The 26,193-nt window shown below is 68.2% G+C and carries 13 protein-coding genes, 1 tRNA gene, 3 rRNA genes and 1 pseudogene; 14 read left to right on the forward strand and 4 right to left on the reverse strand.

The annotated features are described in order from the left end of the window. Nucleotides 1–85: 85 nt before the first annotated feature. Nucleotides 86–4,060, reverse strand: a complete 3,975-nt coding sequence (eccCa, locus tag ACFQZ6_RS26050; protein WP_381613251.1) for a type VII secretion protein EccCa — start codon at nt 4,058–4,060, stop codon at nt 86–88. Nucleotides 4,061–4,470: 410 nt separating this feature from the next. Between eccCa and eccD the strand changes: the two genes are divergently transcribed. Further along, the gene (gene eccD, locus ACFQZ6_RS26055) at nt 4,471–6,015 is read left to right on the forward strand and encodes a type VII secretion integral membrane protein EccD (protein ID WP_381613254.1); all 1,545 of its coding nucleotides are present in this window, start codon (nt 4,471–4,473) and stop codon (nt 6,013–6,015) included. A 77-nt stretch (nt 6,016–6,092) separates the two neighbouring features. On the opposite strand, the gene ACFQZ6_RS26060 is transcribed toward eccD, so the two are convergent. Next, nucleotides 6,093–6,383, reverse strand: a complete 291-nt coding sequence (locus ACFQZ6_RS26060) for a DUF397 domain-containing protein (protein ID WP_381613257.1) — start codon at nt 6,381–6,383, stop codon at nt 6,093–6,095. 267 nt (nt 6,384–6,650) lie between these two features. On the opposite strand from ACFQZ6_RS26060, the gene rpsO reads away from it, so the two are divergent. The 5 genes from rpsO to ACFQZ6_RS26085 all read left to right on the forward strand — a co-directional run bounded on the left by rpsO (nt 6,651) and on the right by ACFQZ6_RS26085 (nt 12,106). After that, nucleotides 6,651–6,938, forward strand: a complete 288-nt coding sequence (rpsO, locus tag ACFQZ6_RS26065) for a 30S ribosomal protein S15 (RefSeq protein WP_030041128.1) — start codon at nt 6,651–6,653, stop codon at nt 6,936–6,938. A 287-nt stretch (nt 6,939–7,225) separates the two neighbouring features. Further along, complete coding sequence (locus ACFQZ6_RS26070) at nt 7,226–9,451, forward strand: polyribonucleotide nucleotidyltransferase (protein WP_381613260.1); 2,226 nt, start codon at nt 7,226–7,228, stop codon at nt 9,449–9,451. Beyond that, the gene (locus tag ACFQZ6_RS26075; protein ID WP_381613263.1) at nt 9,448–10,827 is read left to right on the forward strand and encodes a M16 family metallopeptidase; all 1,380 of its coding nucleotides are present in this window, start codon (nt 9,448–9,450) and stop codon (nt 10,825–10,827) included. Before ACFQZ6_RS26070 ends, ACFQZ6_RS26075 begins: the two co-directional genes overlap by 4 nt. A 41-nt stretch (nt 10,828–10,868) precedes the next feature. After that, on the forward strand, nt 10,869–11,621 hold the full coding sequence (gene dapB, locus ACFQZ6_RS26080) for a 4-hydroxy-tetrahydrodipicolinate reductase (protein ID WP_381613266.1): 753 nt from the start codon (nt 10,869–10,871) through the stop codon (nt 11,619–11,621). 32 nt (nt 11,622–11,653) lie between these two features. After that, nucleotides 11,654–12,106 (forward strand): hypothetical protein, encoded by a 453-nt coding sequence (locus tag ACFQZ6_RS26085; RefSeq protein WP_381613269.1) that lies wholly within the window; start codon nt 11,654–11,656, stop codon nt 12,104–12,106. Nucleotides 12,107–12,169: 63 nt separating this feature from the next. Here the strand turns inward: ACFQZ6_RS26085 and ACFQZ6_RS26090 are convergent, their stop codons facing one another. Continuing rightward, nucleotides 12,170–12,724 (reverse strand): hypothetical protein, encoded by a 555-nt coding sequence (locus ACFQZ6_RS26090; RefSeq protein ID WP_381613272.1) that lies wholly within the window; start codon nt 12,722–12,724, stop codon nt 12,170–12,172. Between the two features lie 139 nt (nt 12,725–12,863). Here ACFQZ6_RS26090 and thyX point away from each other — a divergent pair, with 139 nt between their 5' ends. The 8 genes from thyX to ACFQZ6_RS26130 all read left to right on the forward strand — a co-directional run bounded on the left by thyX (nt 12,864) and on the right by ACFQZ6_RS26130 (nt 23,107). Continuing rightward, on the forward strand, nt 12,864–13,619 hold the full coding sequence (gene thyX / locus ACFQZ6_RS26095; RefSeq protein ID WP_381613275.1) for an FAD-dependent thymidylate synthase: 756 nt from the start codon (nt 12,864–12,866) through the stop codon (nt 13,617–13,619). 221 nt (nt 13,620–13,840) lie between these two features. Further along, nucleotides 13,841–14,740: a 4-hydroxy-tetrahydrodipicolinate synthase gene (dapA, locus tag ACFQZ6_RS26100; RefSeq protein ID WP_381613278.1), complete on the forward strand. Its 900-nt coding sequence runs from the start codon at nt 13,841–13,843 to the stop codon at nt 14,738–14,740. 151 nt (nt 14,741–14,891) lie between these two features. After that, nucleotides 14,892–16,577 carry a ribonuclease J gene (locus ACFQZ6_RS26105; RefSeq protein ID WP_381613281.1) on the forward strand — a complete coding sequence of 562 codons (1,686 nt, stop codon included), beginning with the start codon at nt 14,892–14,894 and terminating at the stop codon, nt 16,575–16,577. A gap of 507 nt (nt 16,578–17,084) precedes the next feature. Continuing rightward, nucleotides 17,085–18,611: ribosomal RNA gene (locus tag ACFQZ6_RS26110) — 16S ribosomal RNA — on the forward strand. A 274-nt stretch (nt 18,612–18,885) separates the two neighbouring features. Beyond that, nucleotides 18,886–22,009 (forward strand): 23S ribosomal RNA (locus ACFQZ6_RS26115). A gap of 70 nt (nt 22,010–22,079) precedes the next feature. Continuing rightward, a 5S ribosomal RNA gene (gene rrf / locus ACFQZ6_RS26120) occupies nt 22,080–22,196 on the forward strand. The 16S, 23S and 5S rRNA genes sit together here, the layout of an rRNA operon. Before the next feature lie 114 nt (nt 22,197–22,310). Then, a complete protein-coding gene (locus ACFQZ6_RS26125; RefSeq protein ID WP_381618650.1) occupies nt 22,311–22,970 on the forward strand; it encodes a DegT/DnrJ/EryC1/StrS family aminotransferase in 660 nt (219 codons plus the stop codon). A 64-nt stretch (nt 22,971–23,034) separates the two neighbouring features. Beyond that, nucleotides 23,035–23,107 (forward strand) — tRNA-Thr (locus tag ACFQZ6_RS26130). A gap of 50 nt (nt 23,108–23,157) precedes the next feature. Here the strand turns inward: ACFQZ6_RS26130 and ACFQZ6_RS26135 are convergent. Beyond that, a pseudogene (locus ACFQZ6_RS26135) lies at nt 23,158–25,910 on the reverse strand (SpoIIE family protein phosphatase). Nucleotides 25,911–26,193: the final 283 nt, after the last annotated feature.

The raw sequence follows: 26,193 nt of genomic DNA on the forward strand, positions 1-26,193 counted from the left end.
CGTCCCATCCCATCCGGGACCTCCGCTTCCTCGCCTTCGGATCCTGTCCGGGCCGGTGACACCGAGCTGCCGTCATCGACCCGCGTCAGTCGGTCTCCTCCGCCACCAACCCCACCTGCACCAACGGCCGCCCCCGCCGCCGCGACACGAACACACCGCGCCCCGCGGGCATCGGGCGGGGGCGGACCCCGCCGAGGATGTCGCCCTCGGCCGGGTCGCCCGCGAGGACGACGCCCTGGGCGCCCAGTTCCTTGATCCGCTGCATGAACGCCTCGTAGGAGGCCCGGCTCGCGCCCGCCGAGGAGCGGGCGATGATGAAGCGGACGCCGACGTCGCGGGCGAAGGGGAGGAGTTCCGTCAGGCCGCTGAGCGGATTGCCGCTGGACGTGGAGACGAGATCGAAGTCGTCGATCACGACGAACACCGTCGGGCCCTGCCACCAGCTCCGCTCCCGCAGCTGCTGCGCGGTCACCTCCGCGGTCGGCGTCCGGCGCTTCATCAGGTCCGCCAGGGCGACCATGTGGTGCTCCATGGCGTTGGACATGGGGATGTACTCGGCGAGATGGGAGTCCGGGGTGACGCCGAGCAGGGAACGCCGGTTGTCGACGACGAACAGCTTGCACTCGTCACCGGAGTAGCGCCGCGTGAGCTGGTTGATCAGCAGCCGCAGCAGGTTCGACTTGCCGGACTCGCTCTCGCCGAAGACCAGGAAGAACGGGTCCTGGTCGAAGTCGACGAAGACCGGCTCCAGGTTGTTCTCGTCCAGGGCGAACGCGACGCCCTGGCGCGGGAAGCGGTCGCCCGGCGGCAACTGCTCCGCCGGGAACGCGCGCGGCAGCAGCCGCACCTTGGGCGCCCCCGGCCCCTCCCAGTGCCGGGTCACCTCCGTCGCCAGCGCCGCCGTCGCCTCCGCGAGGTCGGTGTCGGAAGTGAGGCCGTCGATGCGCGGCACCGCCGCCATGAAGTGCAGCTTCTGCGGGGCCTGACCGCGACCCGGCACGCCCGTGGGCACGTTCGCGGCGACCTTGCGGTCCAGCTCGGAGTCCATCGTGTCGCCGAGCCGCAGCTCGAGCCGGTTCAGCAGGTTGTCCTTGAGCGCCGCCCGCACCTCCATCGAACGGGACGCCGAGATCACCAGGTGGATGCCGTAGCCGAGACCGCGCGCCGCGATGTCCAGGACGACCTGGTCCAGCGCCTCGTAGTCGGCACGGAAGTTCGCCCAACCGTCGATGACCAGGAACACGTCGCCCCACGGCTGGTCCGTGACGGAGATGTCGCCCCGCGCGCGCCGGGTGCGGAACTCCGCGATGGACGAGATGCCCGACGCCCGGAAGTACTCCTCACGGCGCGCCAGGATGCCGTAGACCTCCGCGACCGTACGCCGCACCTTCTCGGGGTCCAGGCGGGAGGCGACCCCGCCGACGTGCGGGAGTCCGGCCACCGCCGACATGCCGCCGCCGCCGAAGTCCAGGCCGTAGAACTGCACCTCCTGCGGGGTGTGCGTCAGCGCGAAGGAGCAGATCAGGGAGCGCAGGAGCGTCGACTTGCCGGACTGCGGGCCGCCCAGGACCTGCATGTGGCCCGCCGCGCCCGAGAAGTCCACCCACAGCGGGTCCCGGCGCTGCTCGTACGGCTTGTCGACGATGCCGACGGGGACGACCAGCCGTCCCGCGCCCTCGTAGCCGGGCTGGGTCAGCCCGCGGCCCGCCACCCCGGTCAGACCCGGCAGCAGCGCGTCCAGCGACGGCGGGCTGTCCAGCGGCGGCAGCCACACCTGGTGCGCCGCCGGACCCTGTGCCTCCAGACGCCGTACGACGACATCCAGCACGGTGTCCGCGAGCGCGTCGTCCACCTCGTCGGAGCCAGAGCCCCGCGCCCGCGTCGGCTGCTGCGGTACCAACGTCACCGGCACCTCCGCCGCCGTGAACAGCACCGGCCGCCGGTCCACCGGCAGCGCGCCGTCCGTCGACGACGACCGCTGGGCACCAGAGCGGTAGACACCGGAGACGTACGCCGCCTTGAACCGCACCATCTCGTCCGTGCCGAACTTCAGGAACCCGGAACCCGGCACGTTCGGCAGCTCGTAGGCGTCCGGCACCCCCAGCGCGGCCCGCGACTCGGCGGCGGAGAAGGTCCGCAGACCGATCCGGTACGACAGGTACGTCTCCAGACCCCGCAGTCGGCCCTCCTCCAGGCGCTGCGAGGCCAGCAGCAGGTGCACGCCCAGCGACCGGCCGATGCGGCCGATCTGCACGAACATGTCGATGAAGTCCGGCTTGGCCGTCAGCAGTTCGCTGAACTCGTCGATCACCAGGAGCAGCGACGGAATCGGTTGCAGCGGCGCGCCCGCCGCGCGCGCCTTCTCGTAGTCGTGGATGTTGGCGTAGTTGCCCGCGTCCCGCAGCAGCTCCTGGCGGCGGTTCAGCTCACCGCGGATGGAGTCGCCCATGCGGTCGACGAGCGTGAGGTCGTCCGCCAGGTTGGTGATCACCGCCGCGACGTGCGGCATCTGCGCCATCCCGGCGAACGTCGCACCGCCCTTGAAGTCCGCGAGGACGAAGTTCAGCGTCTCGGAGGAGTGCGTCACCGCGAGCCCGAGCACCAGCGTGCGCAGCAGCTCCGACTTGCCGGAACCGGTGGCGCCGACGCACAGCCCGTGCGGGCCCATGCCCTCCTGCGCGGCCTCCTTGATGTCCAGCATCACCGGACGGCCGTCCTCACCGACGCCGATCGGCACCCGCAGCCGCTCCGCCTGCGACCGTGGCCGCCAGGTGCGCCGGGTGTCGATGGAGGCCGCGTCGCCCAGGTTCAGCAGGTCGGTGAACTCCAGGTTCGCCAGCAGCGGTTCGTCGTCGTCCCCGCCGGAGGCCATCCGCAGCGGCGCGAGCTGCCGGGCCAGCGCCTCCGCCGACTCCTGCGACAGCGCGTCCGGCGTCCCCTCGTAGACGACCCCGTGCGCCGACTCAAGGCGCAGCGCCTGCGGCCGTACGGCGATCGACAGGTCCCCGCGGACCCCCGCCTGCTCACCGGGCACGATCTCGACGACCGTCACCCCTTGCAGCCCCTCCGGGCTCGCCAGCATCGAGTCCTGCGGCAGGGACACCCCGTCGAGTACGACGACCAGGTGCGCGGTGTCCGGCAGCGGCGCGGCGTCGGGGTGGAAGCGCGGGCGGCCGGTCAGCCGGGAGGACAGCAGGTCCTCCAGCTCACGCGGGTCGGCGCTGATCAGACGGCGCGATCCGGCGCCGTCCGTGACGCCGGGGAGCTGCACGTGCGGCAGCCACTTGGCCCACTCCCAGTGCGCCCACGACTCGCGGCCCGCCGCGACCGCGACGACCAGGTCCTCGGGGGAGTGCAGCGCGGCCAGCGAACCGGTCAGGGCGCGGGCGCAGGAGCGTACCGACTCCGGCTCGCCGCTGAGGGTGACGTGGTAGAAGGCGCGCAGGGACACCGCCATCGGCAGGTCGTCCAGGGTGGCGTGGGCGGCGAGGAAGCGCTGCATCGCGCTCGCGGTGAGCGGCTCCAACTGCTCCACGGGACCGGTGTCGGGCGCGACCAGCGCGGTCGCGAGGGACTGCGGGCCGAGGCCGATGCGGACCTGCGCGAAGTCCTCGTCGCCGGGCCGCCGTTCCCACACCCGGCTGCCCTCGGCGACCAGCGCCCAGAGCTGCTCGGGGGAGGGGTGCAGGTAGTACTGCGCGTCACGCTGCGCCCGCGCGGTGTCCCGCGTGGCGCGGCGGGTCTGGGAGAGGTAGCTCAGGTAGTCGCGGCGCAGGTCCGCCAACTGGCCCTGGGAGCCGCGGCGGAAGCGGACCACCATCGCGATGGACATGGCGATCGTCGACGCGATCATGATCATGCCCATGATCCGCATGAACGGCTGCCCGCTCGTGAAGAAGAACACCACCGAGCCGCCCATGCCCAGCGTCGGCAGCAACTGCATCATGACGCTGTCCTGGTGACCCCGTGGCAGCTCGGGCGGCGGCTGTACGACGACGTCGCCCGTGGGCACCTCCGGCGGCAGCGCCCGCGGCGGGCGCTTCACGACGATCTGGCTCACTGCTCACCAATTCCCTTGTCGGCCCGCGCCGTTTCCGTCCGCCTCCCCGTGTCAGGCGAACGGGGGCCGCCGCGCGATCCTACTGATCCCACCACACACCGGCGGGCGGTAGGGTGCCGGATGTTCGCGTGAGCACAGGGGGACCCGGCCGGAGATACGGGACACACACGGCGTACATACGGGACTTTCCGTGCGATGTGGCGCGGCGCGGTACGCCCGGTACGGCCGGACGGTCGCCCCGCCGCCCGCCCGGCGACGGGCACCGGCGGAACCGGCGCGGAACCTTCACGCCGCCACCACACGAGTGACACCGAACCGGAGCGTCACCGAACCGAAGACAGCGAATCGAAGACAGCGGACCGAAGACACCGGACCGATGAGACAGCAGCGGAACTGAGGGGGAGCACCAGGTGAGCATCACGGCCTCCACGGCGGCCACCGGCGCGGGCGGACCCGGCGGACCGGGCGGACCCGGCCAGGCGGCCACACCGGGAACGGGCGGCGCGGCGATCACCGGCCTCGGCTTCTGCCGGGTCACCATCGTCGCCCCGGACAGCCGGATCGACGTGGCGCTGCCCGACGACATCCCGGTCGCCGACCTCTACCCCGAGATCCTCCGGCTCTCCCGGCAGACCGCCGCCGAGGGCGCCCCGGTCGGCTACCACCTCGTACGCCGCGACGGCACCGTCCTGGACAGCTCCCGGTCCTTCACCGCGCAGCGCATCCTCGACGGCGAACTCCTCACCCTGCGCCCGTTCTCCGAGTCGCTGCCGCCCGCCGTCTTCGACGACGTCTCCGAGGCCGTCGCCTCCGCGGTCACCCGCGACCGCTCCCTGTGGCACGCCGACCTCACCCGCGCCGCGGGCCTGACCGGCGGCGCCGTCCTGCCCGCGCTGCTCGCCTTCGTCGCCTGGACCGCCGACCCACGGCACGACATGCACAGCCTGCCCGGCATCCTCGCGGGCGTCGCCGGGGTGCTCCTCGTCGTCCTCGGCTGCGTCCGCGCCCGGGTCTACGACGACCGCGCCTCCGCCGTCGCGCTGGGCCTGGGCGCCCTGCCGAACGTCGGCGTGGCCGGGTCCGGGCTGCTGTCGCTGTCCGAGGGGCAGGGCATCGGCAAGCTCCAGTTCCTGCTGGCCTGCGCGGCGGTGCTGGTGGCCTCGGTGATCCTCACCCTGTGCTCACCGCGCGGCGACGGCCCCTTCGTCGCCTTCGCCGTCGCCTCCGGCCTCGGCCTCGTCACCACCTGCGTCGCGCTCTACAAGCACTGGACCCCGGCCGAGATCGCCGCCCTGTGCGCCCCCGTCGCCATCGGCGCGCTCGCCTTCCTGCCGGGCATGTCCATGCGCTTCGCCCGGCTGCCCATCGGCTTCGAGGCCCCGGACACCACCCCGCGCAGCGTCTACGGCGCCGACCCCGAACCACCCGAGCCGGTGGACGCCGAACGCATCGAGGCCCAGGCCCGGCGCGGCCACGAACTCCTCGTCGGCCTCGTCGGCGGCTGCTCCCTCGTCGCCGTGGGCTCCGCCCTCGTCCTCGGCTTCACCGACGACCTCTGGGCCCAGCTCCTCGCCCTGGCCACCGGCGTCGCGGCACTGATGCGGGCCCAGCTCTTCCGCTACACCGCGCAGGTCGCCGCCCTGCTGGCCGCCGGGCTCGGCTCCCTGGTCGCGCTCGGCCTCGGCCTGGCGCTCAACCCGCCCGGCGCCCTGGTCCGCGACGCGCTGACGGGGGACCGCGCCGACCTCGACATGCGCACGGTCTGGCTGGTCGCGGCGATCGCGGCGGCAGCCGCCCTGATCACCGGCCTCGGCCTGGTCGCCTCCCGCAGCGGGCTCACCCCCTTCTGGGGCCGCTTCCTGGAGATCGCCGAGGGCTTCGTCCTGCTCACCCTGGTGCCGCTGGCGCTCGCGGTCTTCGACGTCTACGCGACGGTGCGCTCACTGACCAGTTGACGGCCCCAGGACGAACGGACAAACGGGGGCGGGACCCACGCGCGCGTGCGTCCCGCCCCCGTTTTCTATGACGGCACTCAGTCAGCCTTCGGCTCCGGCTCCGGTTCCGGTTCCAGATCGAACTCCCCGTCCCGCGCCCCCAGCACGAAGGCCCGCCACTCCGCCTCCGTGTACCGCAGCACGGTGTCGGGGTCCAGGGACGACCGCATCGCCACCGCGCCCTCGGGCAGGTAGGCGATCTCGACCCGCTCCTCGTGCTCCTCGGTGCCCGGCGCGCTGTGCCACTCGACGCCGGAGATGTCGAGCGCGTACAGCTCGTCCCGCTCCCGTTCCTTGCGTGCCTTCATCTCGGCTTCCGTCTCCGCCATCGCTGGGCGACCCCTTCCAGACGCACGTACAGTCCAACCCGTCACCCTAGTGGCCGCGCCCCCTCCCCCCGGGCCCTTCGCCGACCGCGGTAAGAGGCGGGCGAACCTGCTGGTACTCTGGGTGACGGCCGTTTGTGTACGCGCCCCCGGAGCCCCGTGCCCTGGAGGCCGCGCCCAGCGGATCCCCGCCTTCCGAGTCACGGAAGCTCCCCCGAGACACAGACCGGGGGCACTCGGTGGCCCTTTCCAGACCATAGAGGAGTACGCGTGTCGCTCGACGCCGCCACGAAGAAGCAGATCATCTCCGAGTTCGGCACCAAGGAGGGTGACACCGGCTCCCCCGAGGTCCAGGTCGCCATGCTGTCGCGTCGGATCTCCGACCTGACCGAGCACCTCAAGACCCACAAGCACGACCACCACTCCCGCCGTGGCCTGCTGATCCTCGTCGGTCAGCGCCGCCGCCTGCTCCAGTACCTCGCCAAGAAGGACATCCAGCGCTTCCGCGCGCTGGTCGACCGTCTCGGCATCCGCCGGGGTGCGGCGGGCGCCAAGTAAGACGCCGTGGAGGGAGCGGTTCCCGCAGTTCGGGGACCGCTCCCTTTGCTGTACGTGCGGAGTGTCACCGCCCCTTTGTAGTGTGGTAGCACCACGAACGAAGTGGTACCAGAACGAGGAGAAGCGCACCTCGCCGCCGCCGGTCCTCGGTAGTGGCCCCCGGGAAGACCGAATCCCGGGAGCTTCGATCGAAGACCGGCTTGCACCAGGAGCGGCGCTTCTCCGACACCGTCCCCCGCCACACGGGCGGCCGGGACAAAAGACGACAAGTAACGGAGAAAACGCTAGTGGAGAACGAGACCCACTACGCCGAGGCCGTCATCGACAACGGCTCCTTCGGCACCCGCACCATCCGCTTCGAGACGGGCCGCCTGGCCAAGCAGGCCGCCGGTTCCGCCGTGGCGTACCTGGACGACGACACCATGGTGCTGTCGGCCACCACCGCCTCCAAGAACCCCAAGGACCAGCTCGACTTCTTCCCGCTCACGGTCGACGTCGAGGAGCGGATGTACGCGGCCGGGAAGATCCCCGGTTCCTTCTTCCGCCGCGAGGGCCGCCCCTCCGAGGACGCCATCCTCACCTGCCGCCTGATCGACCGCCCGCTGCGCCCGTCCTTCAAGAAGGGCCTGCGCAACGAGATCCAGGTCGTCGCCACGATCATGGCCCTCAACCCCGACCACCTGTACGACGTCGTGGCGATCAACGCCGCCTCCGCGTCCACGCAGCTCGCCGGTCTGCCCTTCTCCGGCCCGATCGGCGGCGTCCGCGTCGCGCTGATCCGCGGCCAGTGGGTGGCGTTCCCGACCCACACCGAGCTGGAGGACGCCGTCTTCGACATGGTCGTCGCGGGCCGCACCCTGGAGGACGGCGACGTCGCGATCATGATGGTCGAGGCCGAGGCCACCGAGAAGACCATCAAGCTGGTCGAGGGCGGCGCCGAGGCCCCCACCGAGGAGGTCGTCGCGGCCGGTCTGGACGCCGCGAAGCCCTTCATCAAGGTGCTGTGCAAGGCGCAGGCCGACCTCGCCGCGAAGGCCGCCAAGCCGACCGCCGAGTTCCCGATCTTCCTCGACTACCAGGACGACGTCCTGGAGGCGCTGACCGCCGCCGTCCGCCCGGAGCTGGCCTCCGCGCTGACCATCGCGGGCAAGCAGGAGCGCGAGGCCGAGCTGGACCGCGTCAAGGCGCTCGCCGCCGAGAAGCTCCTGCCGGAGTTCGAGGGCCGCGAGAAGGAGATCTCCGCCGCGTACCGCTCGCTCACCAAGACCCTGGTCCGCGAGCGCGTGATCAAGGAGAAGAAGCGCATCGACGGCCGCGGGCTGACGGACATCCGTACGCTCGCCGCCGAGGTCGAGGCCATCCCGCGGGTGCACGGCTCCGCCGTGTTCGAGCGTGGCGAGACCCAGATCCTGGGCGTCACCACCCTCAACATGCTCCGCATGGAGCAGCAGCTCGACACCCTCTCCCCGGTGACCCGCAAGCGCTACATGCACAACTACAACTTCCCGCCGTACTCCACCGGCGAGACCGGCCGCGTCGGCTCCCCGAAGCGCCGCGAGATCGGTCACGGCGCCCTCGCCGAGCGCGCCCTGGTGCCGGTCCTGCCGACCCGCGAGGAGTTCCCCTACGCGATCCGCCAGGTGTCCGAGGCGCTCAGCTCCAACGGCTCGACGTCCATGGGCTCCGTCTGCGCCTCCACCATGTCGCTGCTGAACGCCGGTGTGCCGCTGAAGGCCCCCGTCGCCGGTATCGCCATGGGCCTGATCTCCCAGGAGGTCGAGGGCGAGACGCACTACGTCACCCTCACCGACATCCTCGGCGCGGAGGACGCCTTCGGCGACATGGACTTCAAGGTCGCCGGCACCAAGGAGTTCGTCACCGCCCTCCAGCTCGACACCAAGCTGGACGGCATCCCGGCCTCCGTCCTGGGCGCCGCCCTCAAGCAGGCCCGCGACGCGCGTCTCCACATCCTCGACGTGATGATGGAGGCCATCGACCGGCCCGACGAGATGTCCCCGAACGCGCCGCGGATCATCACCGTGAAGATCCCGGTCGACAAGATCGGTGAGGTCATCGGCCCCAAGGGCAAGATGATCAACCAGATCCAGGAGGACACCGGCGCCGAGATCACGATCGAGGACGACGGCACCATCTACATCGGCGCCGCCGACGGCCCCTCCGCCGAGGCCGCCCGTACGACGATCAACTCGATCGCCAACCCGACCATGCCGGAGGTCGGCGAGCGCTACCTGGGCACGGTCGTGAAGACGACCACGTTCGGCGCGTTCGTCTCCCTGCTCCCCGGCAAGGACGGCCTGCTGCACATCTCGCAGATCCGCAAGCTCGCCGGTGGCAAGCGCGTGGAGAACGTCGAGGACGTGCTCGGTGTGGGCCAGAAGGTCCAGGTCGAGATCGCCGAGATCGACTCGCGCGGCAAGCTCTCCCTCATCCCCGTGATCGAGGGCGAGGACGACGCCGCCGCGGACGACAAGAAGGACGACGCCGACAAGTGACGTCCCGTAGCCCCAAGGTGACGGCCCGCTCCTCCTCGGAGGCGCGGGCCGTCGCCCGTACCCAAACCCTCATCAAGGGCACCAACGGCATCGGCACCGTCCGCAAGACCACCCTCCCCGGTGGCCTGCGCGTCGTCACCGAGACCCTGCCGTCCGTGCGCTCCGCGACCTTCGGCATCTGGGCGCACGTCGGCTCCCGCGACGAGACCCCGGCCCTGAACGGCGCCACCCACTACCTCGAACACCTCCTCTTCAAGGGCACCGCTCGGCGCAGCGCCCTCGACATCTCCTCGGCGCTCGACGCCGTGGGCGGCGAGATGAACGCGTTCACGGCGAAGGAGTACACGTGCTACTACGCGCGCGTGCTCGACGCCGACCTGCCGCTCGCCATCGACGTCGTCTGCGACATGCTGACCGGCTCCCTCATCCGTGAGGAGGATGTCGACGTCGAACGCGGCGCCATCCTCGAGGAGATCGCGATGACGGAGGACGACCCCGGCGACTGCGTGCACGACCTGTTCGCGCACACGATGTTCGGCGACAACGCCCTCGGCCGCCCCGTGCTCGGCACGGTCGACACCGTCAACGCCCTCACCGCCGACCGCATCCGCCGCTTCTACAAGAAGCACTACGACCCCACCCACCTGGTGGTCGCCTGCGCGGGCAACGTCGACCACAACAAGGTCGTACGGCAGGTCCGCGCGGCCTTCGAGAAGGCGGGCGCCCTGAAGGACCCGGCCGCCCAGCCCATCGCCCCGCGCGCGGGCAGCCGCGCCCTGCGCACCGCGGGCCGCGTCGAGCTGATCGGCCGCAAGACCGAGCAGGCGCACGTCGTCCTCGGAATGCCGGGACTGTCCCGCACCGACGACCGCCGCTGGGCGCTCGGCGTGCTGAACACCGCCCTCGGCGGCGGCATGTCCTCGCGCCTGTTCCAGGAGGTCCGCGAGAAGCGCGGCATGGCCTACAGCGTGTACTCGTACACCTCGGGCTTCGCCGACTGCGGCCTGTTCGGCGTCTACGCGGGCTGCCGTCCGTCGCAGGTCCACGACGTGCTGAAGATCTGCCGCGACGAACTCGACCAGGTCGCCGAGCACGGCCTGTCCGACGAGGAGATCGACCGCGCCATCGGCCAGCTCCGCGGCTCCACCGTCCTCGGCCTGGAGGACACCGGCGCGCTGATGAACCGCATCGGCAAGAGCGAGCTGTGCTGGGGCGAGCAGATGTCCGTCGACGACATGCTCGCCCGGATAGCCTCGGTCACGCCGGACGACGTCCGCTCGGTCGCCCGCGACGTCCTGGGCCGCAGGCCGTCCCTGTCGGTCATCGGCCCGCTGAAGGACCGCCAGGCGTCCCGGCTGCACGACGCCGTCGCCTGACCCCTGCCGTACCTCCCGTTCCTCCGATTGGAAGCAAGAAGATGAGCAAGCTGCGCGTGGCGGTCCTCGGCGCCAAGGGCCGGATCGGGTCCGAGGCGGTACGGGCGGTGGAGGCCGCCGACGACCTGGAGCTGGTGGCCGCCCTCGGCCGCGGCGACAAGCTGGAGACGCTGGCCGACACCGGCGCCCAGGTCGCCGTCGAGCTGACCACACCGGCCTCGGTGATGGGCAACCTCGACTTCTGCGTCCGGCACGGCATCCACGCCGTCGTCGGCACCACCGGCTGGACCGACGACCGCCTCGCACAGTTGCGGACCTGGCTCGCCCAGTCCCCGGAGACGGGCGTACTGATCGCCCCCAACTTCTCCATCGGCGCCGTCCTCACCATGAGGTTCGCCCAGCTCGCGGCGCCCTACTTCGAGTCCGTCGAGGTCGTCGAACTGCACCACCCGAACAAGGTGGACGCCCCCAGCGGCACCGCCACCCGCACCGCCCAGCTCATCGCCGAGGCCCGCGCCAGGGCGGGCAGCGCCCCCGCGCCGGACGCCACGGTGACCGCCCTGGACGGCGCCCGCGGCGCGAACGTCGACGGCGTCCCCGTGCACGCGGTGCGGCTGCGCGGTCTCCTCGCCCACCAGGAGGTCCTGCTCGGCGGCGAGGGCGAGACCCTCACCATCCGCCACGACTCCCTGCACCACAGCAGCTTCATGCCGGGCATCCTGCTGGGCGTCCGCCGGGTGGTGACCACTCCGGGCCTCACCTTCGGCCTGGAGCACTTCCTGGACCTCGACTGAGCCACCTCGACCGAGCCCGGGACCACACCACCATGCGCGCGAAGATCACCTACACCGTCACGGCCGCCGTCCTCGTCTTCTACTTCGTCCTGGTCGGCAGCCGCGGCGTCCTGCTCATCCGCACCGGCACGCTCCTGACCGTCACCTTCGGGGTGGCGGTGCTGATCCTGCCGGTGATCGGGCTCTGGTTCCTGTGGAAGAACACCCAGTTCGTCCGCAGGGCCAACCAGCTCGCCGCCGAGCTGGAGGCCGAGGGCGGGCTGCCCGTCGACGAGCTGCGCCGCCTGCCCAGCGGCCGGATCGACCGTGACTCGGCCGACGAGGTCTTCGCCCGCCGCAAGGCCGAGACGGAGGACGCCCCCGAGGACTGGCGCACCTGGTTCCGCCTCGCCGTCGCCTACCACGACGCCCGCGACACCCCGCGCGCCCGCAAGGCGATGCAGCGCGCCATCGCCCTGCACGACGGCAAGCCCGTCGAGGTCTGACGGACGGCGAAGGGGCCGCCCGCGACATCGCGGGCGGCCCCTTCGTCCGTCAAGCGCCGCGGCTCAGCCCCGCCGGTACTCGTCGGCCCACACCTCCACCGAGTCCGCCGCCCGGTCGAAGGACTCCGGCCGGGCCAGGAAGTCGGCGTTGTGGGTGGTCAGCAGCGGCGGCGTGTCCTGCTCCGACCGGTCCCGCTGGGTCAGCAGCACCGCCTGCCCCTGCACCGTGCGCGGCAGCCCCAGCCAGCGCACCGGCTGCTGCACCGTCCGCACCGCGACCACCCGGTCCCAGGGCACCGTCCGCGTGGCCAGGAAGCCCACGCGGCGCAGCCCGTGCGCGCTCACCCACACGCCCATGCGCAGCATCCGCAGCGCCGCGACGATCATCACCAGGGCGATCACGAACACGGTGCCCGCGGCGGACACGGTGTCGGTCAGCGCGATGATGACCCCCGCGAACAGCACGTACGAGGCGAGCAGCAGCGTGATCGCGGCGGCGCCGACCCGCCAGGGACCCGGGCGGTAGGGGCGCCGCCAGCGGTCTCGGTCGTCGAACGGCAACGCGACGTCGTCCGCGGCGTCAAAGGCGCGGTCGGCCGTCAGGAAGGGCAGGGGCACGGCTGGTCCTCACTCGTTCCATCCACGGGTGGTGCCCGGTGAGGCTATCGAGCCGTGTCCATGCCCACCACCTCCGGGGGCCCGTACGAGTCAGCCCGTAAAGTGGGCGCGCACGCAGGACGCGATCGGAAGGACCCCTGTGACCGCCGCCGACCACGATCGGAACCCGACCCCCCACAGTGACGTCGAGACGCGCAGCGACGTGACCGTCGAGCTGGTGAAGTCCAGCGCCTCGGACGCCGACGTCCTGTTCGCCGCCCGGGTCTCGACGCTCGGTGAGCACTCGCTGGACGAGCTGCGGAAGGACCCCGAGCGGTCCAAGGGTCTGATCAACTACCTGATGCGGGACCGGCACGGCAGCCCCTTCGAGCACAACTCGATGACCTTCTTCGTCAGCGCCCCGATCTTCGTCTTCCGGGAGTTCATGCGGCACCGGGTGGGCTGGTCGTACAACGAGGAGTCCGGGCGCTACCGCGAGCTGCAGCCGGTCTTCTACACCCCGGACGCGTCCAGGAAGCTCGTCCAGGAGGGCCGCCCCGGCAAGTACGTCTTCGTCGAGGGCACCCCGTCGCAGCACGCGACGGTCCGCGACGTCCTGTCCGACTCCTACCAGCAGGCGTACGCCGCCTACCAGAAGCTGCTGGCGGAGGGCGTCGCCCGCGAGGTCGCCCGCGCCGTCCTCCCGGTCGGCCTGTTCTCCTCGATGTACGCCACCTGCAACGCCCGCTCGCTGATGCACTTCCTCGGCCTGCGCACCCAGCACGAGCTGGCCAAGGTGCCGTCCTTCCCGCAGCGGGAGATCGAGATGGTCGGCGAGAAGATGGAGGCCGAGTGGGCGCGCCTCATGCCCCTCACCCACGCCGCCTTCAACGCGAACGGTCGTGTGGCGCCGTAGCGCACACCGGTTTCACCAGCCGGGACAGATGTGCGGTTCAGCCGCATGAAGTGTCCGTATTGCGGCATTAAGTGAAGTTCATCTAGCCTGATCAAACGGGTCCGGCACTGCTTGAACCCCCGAGCAGGCAGTGCCGGGCTCCCCTTTATCCGGACTTTGTCCGGACTTTTCGCGCCCCCCGAGGGCAGACCCACGGATGAGCAACGAGTAGCGTGTAACCCATGGCTCCGACCTCCACTCCGCAGACCCCCTTCGGGCGGGTCCTCACCGCCATGGTCACGCCCTTCACGGCGGACGGCGCACTTGACCTCGACGGCGCCCAGCGGCTCGCCACCCACCTGGTCGACGCGGGCAACGACGGCCTGATCATCAACGGCACCACCGGCGAGTCGCCCACCACCAGCGACGCGGAGAAATCGGACCTGCTGCGAGCGGTACTGGAGGCCGTCGGCGACCGCGCCCACATCGTGGCCGGAGTCGGCACCAACGACACCCGGCACAGCATCGAGCTGGCCCACGCCGCCGCCCAGACCGGCGCACACGGCCTGCTCGTCGTCACGCCGTACTACAACAAGCCCCCGCAAGAGGGCCTGTACCGCCACTTCACCGCCATCGCCGACGCCACCGACCTCCCGGTGATGCTCTACGACATCCCCGGCCGCAGCGGCGTCCCCATCAACACCGAGACGCTCGTCCGCCTCGCCGAGCACCCCCGCATCGTCGCCAACAAGGACGCCAAGGGCGACCTCGGCCGCGCGAGCTGGGCCATCGCCCGCTCCGGCCTCGCCTGGTACTCCGGCGACGACATGCTGAACCTGCCCCTGCTCTCCGTCGGAGCGGTCGGCTTCGTCTCGGTCGTCGGCCACGTCGTCACCCCCGAGCTGCGCGACCTCGTGGACGCGTTCACCGCGGGCGACGTCCAGAAGGCCACCGAGATCCACCAGAAGCTGCTCCCGGTCTACACCGGCATGTTCCGCACCCAGGGCGTCATGACGACCAAGGCCGCCCTCGCCCTCAAGGGCCTGCCCGGCGGCCCGCTGCGCGCGCCCATGGTGGAGCTGACCGCACAGGAGATCGAGCAACTCAAGATCGATCTTGCCGCTGGCGGGGTACAGATCTGACAACAGACTTCGCCCGCCGCGCCGGGCAGTGACTTCACAACTGAATAGGCGGGCCACCGGTGCCCGCATCCACACGACAACTGCTTCTGCACGAACGTCACGCGCGCCACGTGCCCTACCGGTACGTGGCGTGTGTGGTGAGGAGAGTCTTTTGAGTCATCCGCATCCTGAACTGGGCCCGCCCCCGCCGCTCCCCGACGGTGGCCTGCGCGTCACCCCGCTCGGCGGCCTCGGCGAAATCGGCCGGAACATGACGGTCTTCGAGTACGGGGGCCGTCTGCTGATCGTCGACTGCGGAGTGCTCTTCCCCGAGGAGGAGCAGCCCGGAATCGACCTGATCCTGCCGGACTTCTCGTCCATCCGGAACCGTCTCGACGACATCGAGGGCATCGTCCTCACCCACGGGCACGAGGACCACATCGGCGGCGTCCCCTTCCTCCTGCGGGAGAAGCCGGACATCCCCCTGATCGGCTCCAAGCTGACCCTCGCCCTCATCGAGGCCAAGCTCCAGGAACACCGCATCCGCCCGTACACCCTCGAAGTCGCCGAGGGCCACCGCGAGCGCATCGGCCCCTTCGACTGCGAGTTCGTCGCGGTCAACCACTCCATCCCGGACGCCCTGGCCGTCGCCATCCGCACCCCCGCGGGCATGGCGGTGCACACCGGCGACTTCAAGATGGACCAGCTCCCGCTGGACAACCGCCTCACCGACCTGCACGCGTTCGCCCGGCTGAGCGAAGAGGGCATCGACCTCCTCCTCTCCGACTCCACGAACGCCGAGGTCCCCGGCTTCACGCCGCACGAGCGCGACATCTCCGGCGTCCTGCGCCAGGTCTTCGGGGCCGCCCGCAAGCGGATCATCGTGGCCAGTTTCGCCAGCCACGTCCACCGCATCCAGCAGATCCTGGACGCCGCCCACGAGTACGGCCGCCGGGTCGCCTTCGTCGGCCGCTCCATGGTCCGCAACATGGGCATCGCCAGGGACCTCGGCTATCTGAAGGTCCCCCCGGGCCTGGTGGTCGACGTCAAGACCCTCGACGACCTCCCCGACCACCAGGTGGTCCTCGTCTGCACCGGCTCCCAGGGCGAACCGATGGCGGCCCTGTCCCGGATGGCCAACCGCGACCACCAGATCCGGATCGTCGAGGGCGACACGGTGATCCTGGCCTCGTCGCTGATCCCCGGCAACGAGAACGCGGTCTACCGCGTCATCAACGGCCTCACCCGCTGGGGCGCCAACGTCGTCCACAAGGGCAACGCCAAGGTGCACGTATCCGGCCACGCCTCGGCGGGCGAGCTGCTGTACTTCTACAACATCTGCCGCCCGAAGAACCTGATGCCCGTCCACGGCGAATGGCGCCACCTGCGCGCCAACGCGGAGCTGGGCGCCATGACCGGCGTCCCGCACGACCGCATCGTCATCGCGGAGGACGGCATCGCCGTGGACCTCGTCGGGGGCAAGGCGAAGATCTCGGGCAAGGTCCAGGCGGGCTACGTCTACGTCGACGGCCTCTCCGTCGGCGACGTCGGCGAACCGGCCCTCAAGGACCGCAAAATCCTCGGCGACGAGGGCATCATCTCGGTCTTCGTCGTCATCGACTCCACCACCGGCAAGATCAACGCCGGTCCCCATGTCCAGGCCCGCGGCTCGGGCATCGAGGACGCCGCCTTCGAGGCGGTGATCCCCAAGATCACCGAGACCCTGGAACGCTCGGCCCAGGACGGCATCGTGGAACCCCACCAACTCCAGCAACTGGTCCGCCGCACGCTGGGCAAGTGGGTCTCCGACACCTACCGCCGCAGGCCGATGATCCTGCCCGTCGTCGTCGAGGTCTGACCCGGCGTACGGCCCTGGCCACGCGTCAACTCCGGAGCGGGGCGCCTCGATTTGCATCCTGGCGCCCCGCTCCAGTACGTTTACGGCTCCGCCCACCCGGGAACCCGGTCGCCTCAAGCACCGGAGCACGTTGCCCGGAGCGGGTGGAAATTCCGACGCAGAACTTCTGATAAAGTCGGAACCGCCGGAAAGGGAAACGCGAAAGCGAACACCTGGAAAGCGCCGAGGAAATCGGGTCGAGAAAAGATCTGATAGAGTCGGAAACGCAAGACCGAAGGGAAGCGCCCGGAGGAAAGCCCGAGAGGGTGAGTACAAAGGAAGCGACCGTTCCTTGAGAACTCAACAGCGTGCCAAAAGTCAACGCCAGATATGTTGATACCCCGTCTCCGACTCGTATGAGTTGGGGCGAGGTTCCTTTGAAAAAACACAGCGAGGACGCTGTGTGCGAGAGGATCATTCCTCCTCTTGCACCGCTCTCGTGGTGTTGCACCCGATTACGGGTAAACATTCACGGAGAGTTTGATCCTGGCTCAGGACGAACGCTGGCGGCGTGCTTAACACATGCAAGTCGAACGATGAAGCCCTTCGGGGTGGATTAGTGGCGAACGGGTGAGTAACACGTGGGCAATCTGCCCTTCACTCTGGGACAAGCCCTGGAAACGGGGTCTAATACCGGATACGACCATCTTGGGCATCTTTGATGGTGGAAAGCTCCGGCGGTGAAGGATGAGCCCGCGGCCTATCAGCTTGTTGGTGAGGTAACGGCTCACCAAGGCGACGACGGGTAGCCGACCGAGAGGGCGACCGGCCACACTGGGACTGAGACACGGCCCAGACTCCTACGGGAGGCAGCAGTGGGGAATATTGCACAATGGGCGAAAGCCTGATGCAGCGACGCCGCGTGAGGGATGACGGCCTTCGGGTTGTAAACCTCTTTCAGCAGGGAAGAAGCGCAAGTGACGGTACCTGCAGAAGAAGCGCCGGCTAACTACGTGCCAGCAGCCGCGGTAATACGTAGGGCGCAAGCGTTGTCCGGAATTATTGGGCGTAAAGAGCTCGTAGGCGGCTTGTCACGTCGATTGTGAAAGCTCGGGGCTTAACTCCGAGTCTGCAGTCGATACGGGCTGGCTAGAGTGTGGTAGGGGAGATCGGAATTCCTGGTGTAGCGGTGAAATGCGCAGATATCAGGAGGAACACCGGTGGCGAAGGCGGATCTCTGGGCCATTACTGACGCTGAGGAGCGAAAGCGTGGGGAGCGAACAGGATTAGATACCCTGGTAGTCCACGCCGTAAACGGTGGGAACTAGGTGTTGGCGACATTCCACGTCGTCGGTGCCGCAGCTAACGCATTAAGTTCCCCGCCTGGGGAGTACGGCCGCAAGGCTAAAACTCAAAGGAATTGACGGGGGCCCGCACAAGCGGCGGAGCATGTGGCTTAATTCGACGCAACGCGAAGAACCTTACCAAGGCTTGACATACACCGGAAAACTCTGGAGACAGGGTCCCCCTTGTGGTCGGTGTACAGGTGGTGCATGGCTGTCGTCAGCTCGTGTCGTGAGATGTTGGGTTAAGTCCCGCAACGAGCGCAACCCTTGTTCTGTGTTGCCAGCATGTCCTTCGGGATGATGGGGACTCACAGGAGACCGCCGGGGTCAACTCGGAGGAAGGTGGGGACGACGTCAAGTCATCATGCCCCTTATGTCTTGGGCTGCACACGTGCTACAATGGCCGGTACAATGAGCTGCGATACCGTGAGGTGGAGCGAATCTCAAAAAGCCGGTCTCAGTTCGGATTGGGGTCTGCAACTCGACCCCATGAAGTCGGAGTCGCTAGTAATCGCAGATCAGCATTGCTGCGGTGAATACGTTCCCGGGCCTTGTACACACCGCCCGTCACGTCACGAAAGTCGGTAACACCCGAAGCCGGTGGCCCAACCCCCTTGCGGGGAGGGAGCTGTCGAAGGTGGGACTGGCGATTGGGACGAAGTCGTAACAAGGTAGCCGTACCGGAAGGTGCGGCTGGATCACCTCCTTTCTAAGGAGCACATAGCCGACTGCAAGCGCATGTCTTGCACGGTTGCTCATGGGTGGAACGTTGACTACTCGGCACGGTCTTGAAGGCTTCTTCTGTTAGTACTGCTTCGGCGTGGAACACAGGGAGGGCTGAGAGGACGTGTCGGGCACGCTGTTGGGTGTCTGAGGGAATGATTTTTCCTTCAGTGCCGGTCCCAGTGAACTCGCCTGTTCAGGGTGGGGTGGTGGGTGGCTGGTCGTTGTTTGAGAACTGCACAGTGGACGCGAGCATCTGTGGCCAAGTTTTTAAGGGCGCACGGTGGATGCCTTGGCACCAGGAACCGATGAAGGACGTGGGAGGCCGCGATAGTCCCCGGGGAGTCGTCAACCAGGCTTTGATCCGGGGGTTTCCGAATGGGGAAACCCGGCAGTCGTCATGGGCTGTCACCCGCTGCTGAACACATAGGCAGTGTGGAGGGAACGCGGGGAAGTGAAACATCTCAGTACCCGCAGGAAGAGAAAACAACCGTGATTCCGGGAGTAGTGGCGAGCGAAACTGGATGAGGCTAAACCGTATGTGTGTGAGACCCGGCAGGGGTTGCGCATACGGGGTTGTGGGATCGCACTTGATCAGTCTGCCGGCTGGTCGGTGAGTCAGAAACCGTTGATGTAGGCGAAGGACATGCGAAAGGTCCGGCGTAGAGGGTAAGACCCCCGTAGTCGAAACATTAGCGGCTTGCTTGTGCGACACCCAAGTAGCACGGGGCCCGAGAAATCCCGTGTGAATCTGGCGGGACCACCCGCTAAGCCTAAATATTCCCTGGTGACCGATAGCGGATAGTACCGTGAGGGAATGGTGAAAAGTACCCCGGGAGGGGAGTGAAATAGTACCTGAAACCGTGTGCCTACAAGCCGTGGGAGCGTCGGAGTGGAGCTTGCTTCACTCTCGTGACTGCGTGCCTTTTGAAGAATGAGCCTGCGAGTTTGCGGTGTGTTGCGAGGTTAACCCGTGTGGGGAAGCCGTAGCGAAAGCGAGTCCGAATAGGGCGATTCAGTAGCGCGCTCAAGACCCGAAGCGGAGTGATCTAGCCATGGGCAGGTTGAAGCGGAGGTAAGACTTCGTGGAGGACCGAACCCACCAGGGTTGAAAACCTGGGGGATGACCTGTGGTTAGGGGTGAAAGGCCAATCAAACTCCGTGATAGCTGGTTCTCCCCGAAATGCATTTAGGTGCAGCGTCGTGTGTTTCTTGCCGGAGGTAGAGCACTGGATAGGCGATGGGCCCTACCGGGTTACTGACCTTAGCCAAACTCCGAATGCCGGTAAGTGAGAGCGCGGCAGTGAGACTGTGGGGGATAAGCTCCATGGTCGAGAGGGAAACAGCCCAGAGCATCGACTAAGGCCCCTAAGCGTACGCTAAGTGGGAAAGGATGTGGAGTCGCAGAGACAACCAGGAGGTTGGCTTAGAAGCAGCCACCCTTGAAAGAGTGCGTAATAGCTCACTGGTCTAGTGATTCCGCGCCGACAATGTAGCGGGGCTCAAGCGTACCGCCGAAGTCGTGTCATTGCAGCATGAGGGCTAACGCCCGCTGTGATGGGTAGGGGAGCGTCGTCTGCCGGGTGAAGCAGCCGTGGAAGCGAGTTGTGGACGGTTGACGAGTGAGAATGCAGGCATGAGTAGCGATTCACACGTGAGAAACGTGTGCGCCGATTGACTAAGGGTTCCTGGGTCAAGCTGATCTGCCCAGGGTAAGTCGGGACCTAAGGCGAGGCCGACAGGCGTAGTCGATGGATAACCGGTTGATATTCCGGTACCCGCTGTGAAGCGTCAAACATCGAGCATCGTGATGCTAAGGCCGTGAAGCCGCCCGGTTTCAGCTTTGCTGTTTCTGGGAGTGGTGGAGCCGCTGAACCAAGCGGTTAGTAGGTGAGTGATGGGGTGACGCAGGAAGGTAGTCCATCCCGGGCGGTGGTTGTCCCGGGGTAAGGGTGTAGGACGGTGTGTAGGTAAATCCGCACGCCATTAAGTCTGAGACCTGATGCCGAGCCGATTGTGGCGAAGTGGATGATCCTATGCTGTCGAGAAAAGCCTCTAGCGAGTTTCATGGCGGCCCGTACCCTAAACCGACTCAGGTGGTCAGGTAGAGAATACCGAGGCGTTCGGGTGAACTATGGTTAAGGAACTCGGCAAAATGCCCCCGTAACTTCGGGAGAAGGGGGGCCATTTCCGGTGAGGGAACTTGCTTCCTGAGCTGGGGGTGGCCGCAGAGACCAGCGAGAAGCGACTGTTTACTAAAAACACAGGTCCGTGCGAAGCCGTAAGGCGATGTATACGGACTGACGCCTGCCCGGTGCTGGAACGTTAAGGGGACCGGTTAGCTTGGATTCGTCCAGGCGAAGCTGAGAACTTAAGCGCCAGTAAACGGCGGTGGTAACTATAACCATCCTAAGGTAGCGAAATTCCTTGTCGGGTAAGTTCCGACCTGCACGAATGGCGTAACGACTTCTCGACTGTCTCAACCATAGGCCCGGTGAAATTGCACTACGAGTAAAGATGCTCGTTTCGCGCAGCAGGACGGAAAGACCCCGGGACCTTTACTACAGTTTGATATTGGTGTTCGGTTCGGCTTGTGTAGGATAGCTGGGAGACTTTGAAGCGGCCACGCCAGTGGTTGTGGAGTCGTCGTTGAAATACCAGTCTGGTCGTGCTGGATGTCTAACCTGGGTCCGTGATCCGGATCAGGGACAGTGTCTGATGGGTAGTTTAACTGGGGCGGTTGCCTCCTAAAGGGTAACGGAGGCGCCCAAAGGTTCCCTCAGCCTGGTTGGTAATCAGGTGTTGAGTGTAAGTGCACAAGGGAGCTTGACTGTGAGACCGACGGGTCGAGCAGGGACGAAAGTCGGGACTAGTGATCCGGCGGTGGCTTGTGGAAGCGCCGTCGCTCAACGGATAAAAGGTACCCCGGGGATAACAGGCTGATCTTCCCCAAGAGTCCATATCGACGGGATGGTTTGGCACCTCGATGTCGGCTCGTCGCATCCTGGGGCTGGAGTCGGTCCCAAGGGTTGGGCTGTTCGCCCATTAAAGCGGTACGCGAGCTGGGTTTAGAACGTCGTGAGACAGTTCGGTCCCTATCCGCTGTGCGCGTAGGAGTCTTGAGAAGGGCTGTCCCTAGTACGAGAGGACCGGGACGGACGAACCTCTGGTGTGCCAGTTGTTCTGCCAAGGGCATGGCTGGTTGGCTACGTTCGGGAGGGATAACCGCTGAAAGCATCTAAGCGGGAAGCCTGCTTCGAGATGAGGACTCCCACCCACTTGATGGGGTAAGGCTCCCAGTAGACGACTGGGTTGATAGGCCGGATCTGGAAGCACGGTAACGTGTGGAGGTGACCGGTACTAATAGGCCGAGGGCTTGTCCTCAGTTGCTCGCGTCCACTGTGTTGGTTCTGAAACCACGAACAGCCGTTTCCGGTTGTCTGTTTCATAGTGTTTCGGTGGTTATAGCGTGAGGGAAACGCCCGGTTACATTCCGAACCCGGAAGCTAAGCCTTACAGCGCCGATGGTACTGCAGGGGGGACCCTGTGGGAGAGTAGGACGCCGCCGAACAATTATTAGAAGGGTTGGACCCGGAACTTCGGTTTCGGGTCCAACCCTTTTTTGCGTTCCGTCACTTGGCGTTCACGTTCCGCGCCCAGCATCCCCAGCATGGGTACTGCTGCAATACTCAGGGCCGCCGGTATCGGAGTCGGCGACGAGGTCGTGGTTCCGGCCTTCGGGAACGTGGAGGTCGCCCGGGCCGTGGCGCTGGCCGGAGCGCGGCCGGTGTTCGCCGAGGTGGATCCGGTGACGTACTGCCTGGACGCCTCGGCGGTCGATGCCGTCGTGGGTCCACGGACGTCGGCTGTCATAGCCGTACACCGGTTCGGGCGGCCCGCCGATGTGGGGCTGCTGCGGGCCGTGGGGCAGCGGCGCGGGCTTCTGGTGTTGGAGCAGGGGGAGTCCGAGGCGCCGTATGACGAGGTGGCTCAGCGTAGGCAGCGGGCCGCTTATCTCGATGGGAAGTTGAAGGGGGTGCGCACGCCCGAAGGGGGCGTGGGCCACACCTATCAGCAGTACGTGGTGCGGGTGCCCGGTAATGGGCGGCCGGATCGGGATGCTTTCGCGCGGGCCTTGCGGGTCAGGGGAGTTGACTGCCGGGTGCCGGTGAAGACGCCGGTGCACCGGTTGCCGGAATTCCGGCAGTGCGTGTCCCTGCCGGAGACGGAGCGGGCGGCGGACGAGACGCTTTCGCTGCCGGTGGACGCGTCGTTGACCAAGCGGGACATGCAGCGGATCGCCTCCGCGTGCAATGCCCTCGGTGGGCTCTTGCAGGTGGGTTAGGAGCACGCGGATGTTCGGGGTATGATCTATTCCGTTGCTGCGGGGGAAACCGCGCGAGTGACAGGCCCCTATAGCTCAGTCGGCAGAGCGTCTCCATGGTAAGGAGAAGGTCAACGGTTCGATTCCGTTTGGGGGCTCGAAGATTGCGAAAGGCCCCGCCCGGTTGGGCGGGGCCTTCTTCGTGTGCTCAGGAGTTGTGCGGGCCCGGCACCCGCATCGCCAGGATGGCCATGTCGTCGGACGGGGCGTCGGAGGCGAAGCGTTCCACGGCGCGCATGATGCGGGCGGCCACCGCGCCCGCGGTGAGGCCCGTGCAGGTCGTGAGGACGTCGGCGAGGCCGTCGTCGCCCAACATGCGCGTGCCCTCGCGGCGTTCGGTGACGCCGTCCGTGACGCAGAGGAGGACGTCGCCCGGCTCCAGGGTGACCGTCTGCTCGTACAGCTCCAGGTCGTCCAGGACGCCGAGGAGCGGCTGGGGTTCGGCGGCTGCCTCGACCGTGCCGTCCTGGCGGAGGCGGAGCGGGAGGGGGTGGCCCGCGCAGACCACCTTCAGTTCGGCGCTGCCGTCCTCCTGCGGGCGCATCTCGCCGTAGAGGAGGGTCAGGAAGCGGCTGCGGGCGCCCTCGTCGAGGATCGCGGAGTTGAGGCGCTGGAGGACGGCGGGGCCGCTGAGGCCCTCGCGGGCGAGCAGGCGCAGGGCGTGCCGGGCGAGGCCCGTGACGGCCGCCGCGTTGGGGCCCGTACCGCAGACGTCGCCGATGGCGAAGCCGTAGGCGCCGTCGCGGATGGGGAAGACGTCGTAGAAGTCGCCGCCGACCTCGTTGCCCTCGCCCGCGGCGCGGTAGATGACCTCGACCTCGACGCCGTCGATCTGGGGCAGCTCGGGCGGCAGGAGGCTGCGCTGGAGGGACTGGCTGATGGCGGTGCGCTCGGAGTAGAGGCGGGCGTTGTCCAGGGCGAGGGCGGCGCGGCGGGAGAGGTCCTCGGCGAGTTCCAGGATCTCCTGGCGGAAGTGTTCGTCGGTGGGCTTGCCGAGGGTCAACATGCCGATGACGCGGTTGCGGGCGACCAGCGGGAGGACGACGGTCTCGCCGCCGACGGCTCCCGCGGTCGCGAGCGTGGTGCCGATGCCGGAGCTGACGGTGGCGGGTTCGCCGAGGCCGAGGCTGCGCATGGAGGTGCGCAGGGCGGCCTGGTGGGCGACCTCGGCCGGGGCCGACCAGACGCGGGCGCCGGGGGTGGGGACCGGGTCCGGCGGGGGGATCTTGGAGAGGAGGGACTTGATGCCGTCGATGAGTTCCTCGTCCTCGTGGAGGACGTAGGACAGGTACGGCTCCGACGCCTGGTCCGCGATCGTGTAGACCGCGCACCAGGTGGCCAGGGTCGGGACCGTCATCTGCGCCATCAGGGCGAGGGTCTGGTCGCGGTCGAGGGTGCCCGCGAGGAGGTCGGACGCCTCGACGAGGAAGCTGAGGGAGCCGCGGCGCAGCCGTTCCAGCTCACCGAGGCGGGCGGACTCGACGGCGAGGGCGATGCGGTCGGCGGCGAACTGGAGGCGGAGGGCCTCCTCGTTGGAGTAGCGGCCGGGGGCCTCCGCTGCGACGCCGAGGGAGCCGGTGAGGCGGCCTTCCACCTTGAGGGGGACGGTGACGACGGAGCGCATCCCGGTGCCGTTGAGGAGGGGGACGGCTCCGGAGACGGCGGTGAGGTCGTCGTGGACGGCGGGCATCCGGGCCGAGCCGTAGCGGCCCGAGCCTCCTTCGACGGGGACGCGGGCGAAGCGCTGGCGGGCCGAGGGCAGGCCGGTGGAGGCGCGCACCTCCAGTTCGGTCTCGTCGTCGGTGGCGAGCAGCAGGAAGGCGGCGTCGCCGTCGAGCATGTCGCGGGCGCGTTCCACGGTGCGCTGGAGGAGGCCGTCGAGGTCGTCGGGGGCGGGGGAGCCGATGAAGACCTCGAAGGGGTCGGTGCTCTGCCCCTCGGACGTACTACCTGAGTCGGAGGCGGCGGTCACCCGCGTGGGCGTCTGGAGGACGGCGCGTTCATGGTCCCGTACCAGCAGGCAGACGGTGGAGGGGTCGCCGGAGGTGTCGCGGACGCGCAGGTGGGAGGCGTAGACGGGGGTCACGCGGCCGTTGGCGGCGCGGATGCCGTAGCTGCCCTCCCAGCGGGACAGCCGCAGGGCCTCGGCGATGCCGGTGCTGGTGCCGGGGGTGTGCGGCCAGGCGGCGAGGTCGGTGAGGGGCTTGCCGATGACCAGTTCGGCGGGGTAGCCGAAGAGGTCCTCGGCGTCGTCGTTCCAGGCGGTGATGGCGCCGCCGCGGTCGATCTGGATGACGGCGACGCGGACGCGGCCGTCGGCGAGGGGGAGGAGGTTGGCGGGGAGGGAGGGGCCCGCGGTGCGGGTGCCGACGGAGCGCTGGGGGAGGTCGAGCTGGAACCAGACCTGCTTGTGGGTCGGGGTGTACTCGACGCCCCAGCGGCCCGCGAGGGCGGCGCAGAGCTGGAGGCCGCGCCCGCCTTCCCGGTCGGGGCTGCCCATGTTGACGGGGGAGCCCTGGAGGGGAACCTCGCGCTCGGGGTAGCGGTCGGCGACCTCGATGCGGACGCCGTCCCCCGAGCGCAGGCACAGGACGTCCGCGGCGGTGCCCGCGTGGACGACGGCGTTGGTGACCAGTTCGCTGGTGAGGACGACGGCGTCGTCGACGATGTCGCCGAAGCCCCAGCCCTGGAGCGTGTCGCGGACGAAGGAGCGGGCCGACGCGACCGAACGCCCCACGGGCTCGAAGCTGGCGGTCGCGCGCGCGGTGATCACGGAACTCCTCGACCTGCTTTCGACGTGCTGGCCCCCCGGATCGACCGGCTCGCGTCGCGTCTGCGACGGCAGGACGCCCGTCGGCCGGGGGTCCGGGGGCTGTCCCCCGGGATCAGTCCGGTGGTCATGTGTGCGGCCGCCCCTCCGATGCCCGCTCGTACTCCGTGCCACCGCCCAGGCCGGACCGGACCGGCGTGGCTGGACAGCCTCATGCAAGGTTACTTACCTTCGCCGTCCATGCGGATGCCGGTCACCAGTGTTTCCGTCCGGAGGGTGTGCGGACGATGTGCGAAGCTGCCGAACTGTTATGGCCGGGTTCAGCATGGGTGAAACACTGGGCAGGCTTCCGGTGAAGGTCCGGGCGGACCGAGTGTGAGCCGTGTACGGCGGGCAGCAGCACCCGAGCACAGC

This window comes from Streptomyces flavalbus, assembly GCF_042674625.1.
GTDB lineage: Bacteria > Actinomycetota > Actinomycetes > Streptomycetales > Streptomycetaceae > Streptomyces > Streptomyces flavalbus.

Excerpts from the sequence above, each read along its gene's own strand:
- ACFQZ6_RS26060 (WP_381613257.1), bottom strand. The coding sequence starts at position 6,383 with ATGGCGGAGACGGAAGCCGAGATGAAGGCACGCAAGGAACGGGAGCGG.
- dapB (WP_381613266.1), top strand. The coding sequence starts at position 10,869 with ATGAGCAAGCTGCGCGTGGCGGTCCTCGGCGCCAAGGGCCGGATCGGG.
- ACFQZ6_RS26085 (WP_381613269.1), top strand. The coding sequence starts at position 11,654 with ATGCGCGCGAAGATCACCTACACCGTCACGGCCGCCGTCCTCGTCTTC.
- dapA (WP_381613278.1), top strand. The coding sequence starts at position 13,841 with ATGGCTCCGACCTCCACTCCGCAGACCCCCTTCGGGCGGGTCCTCACC.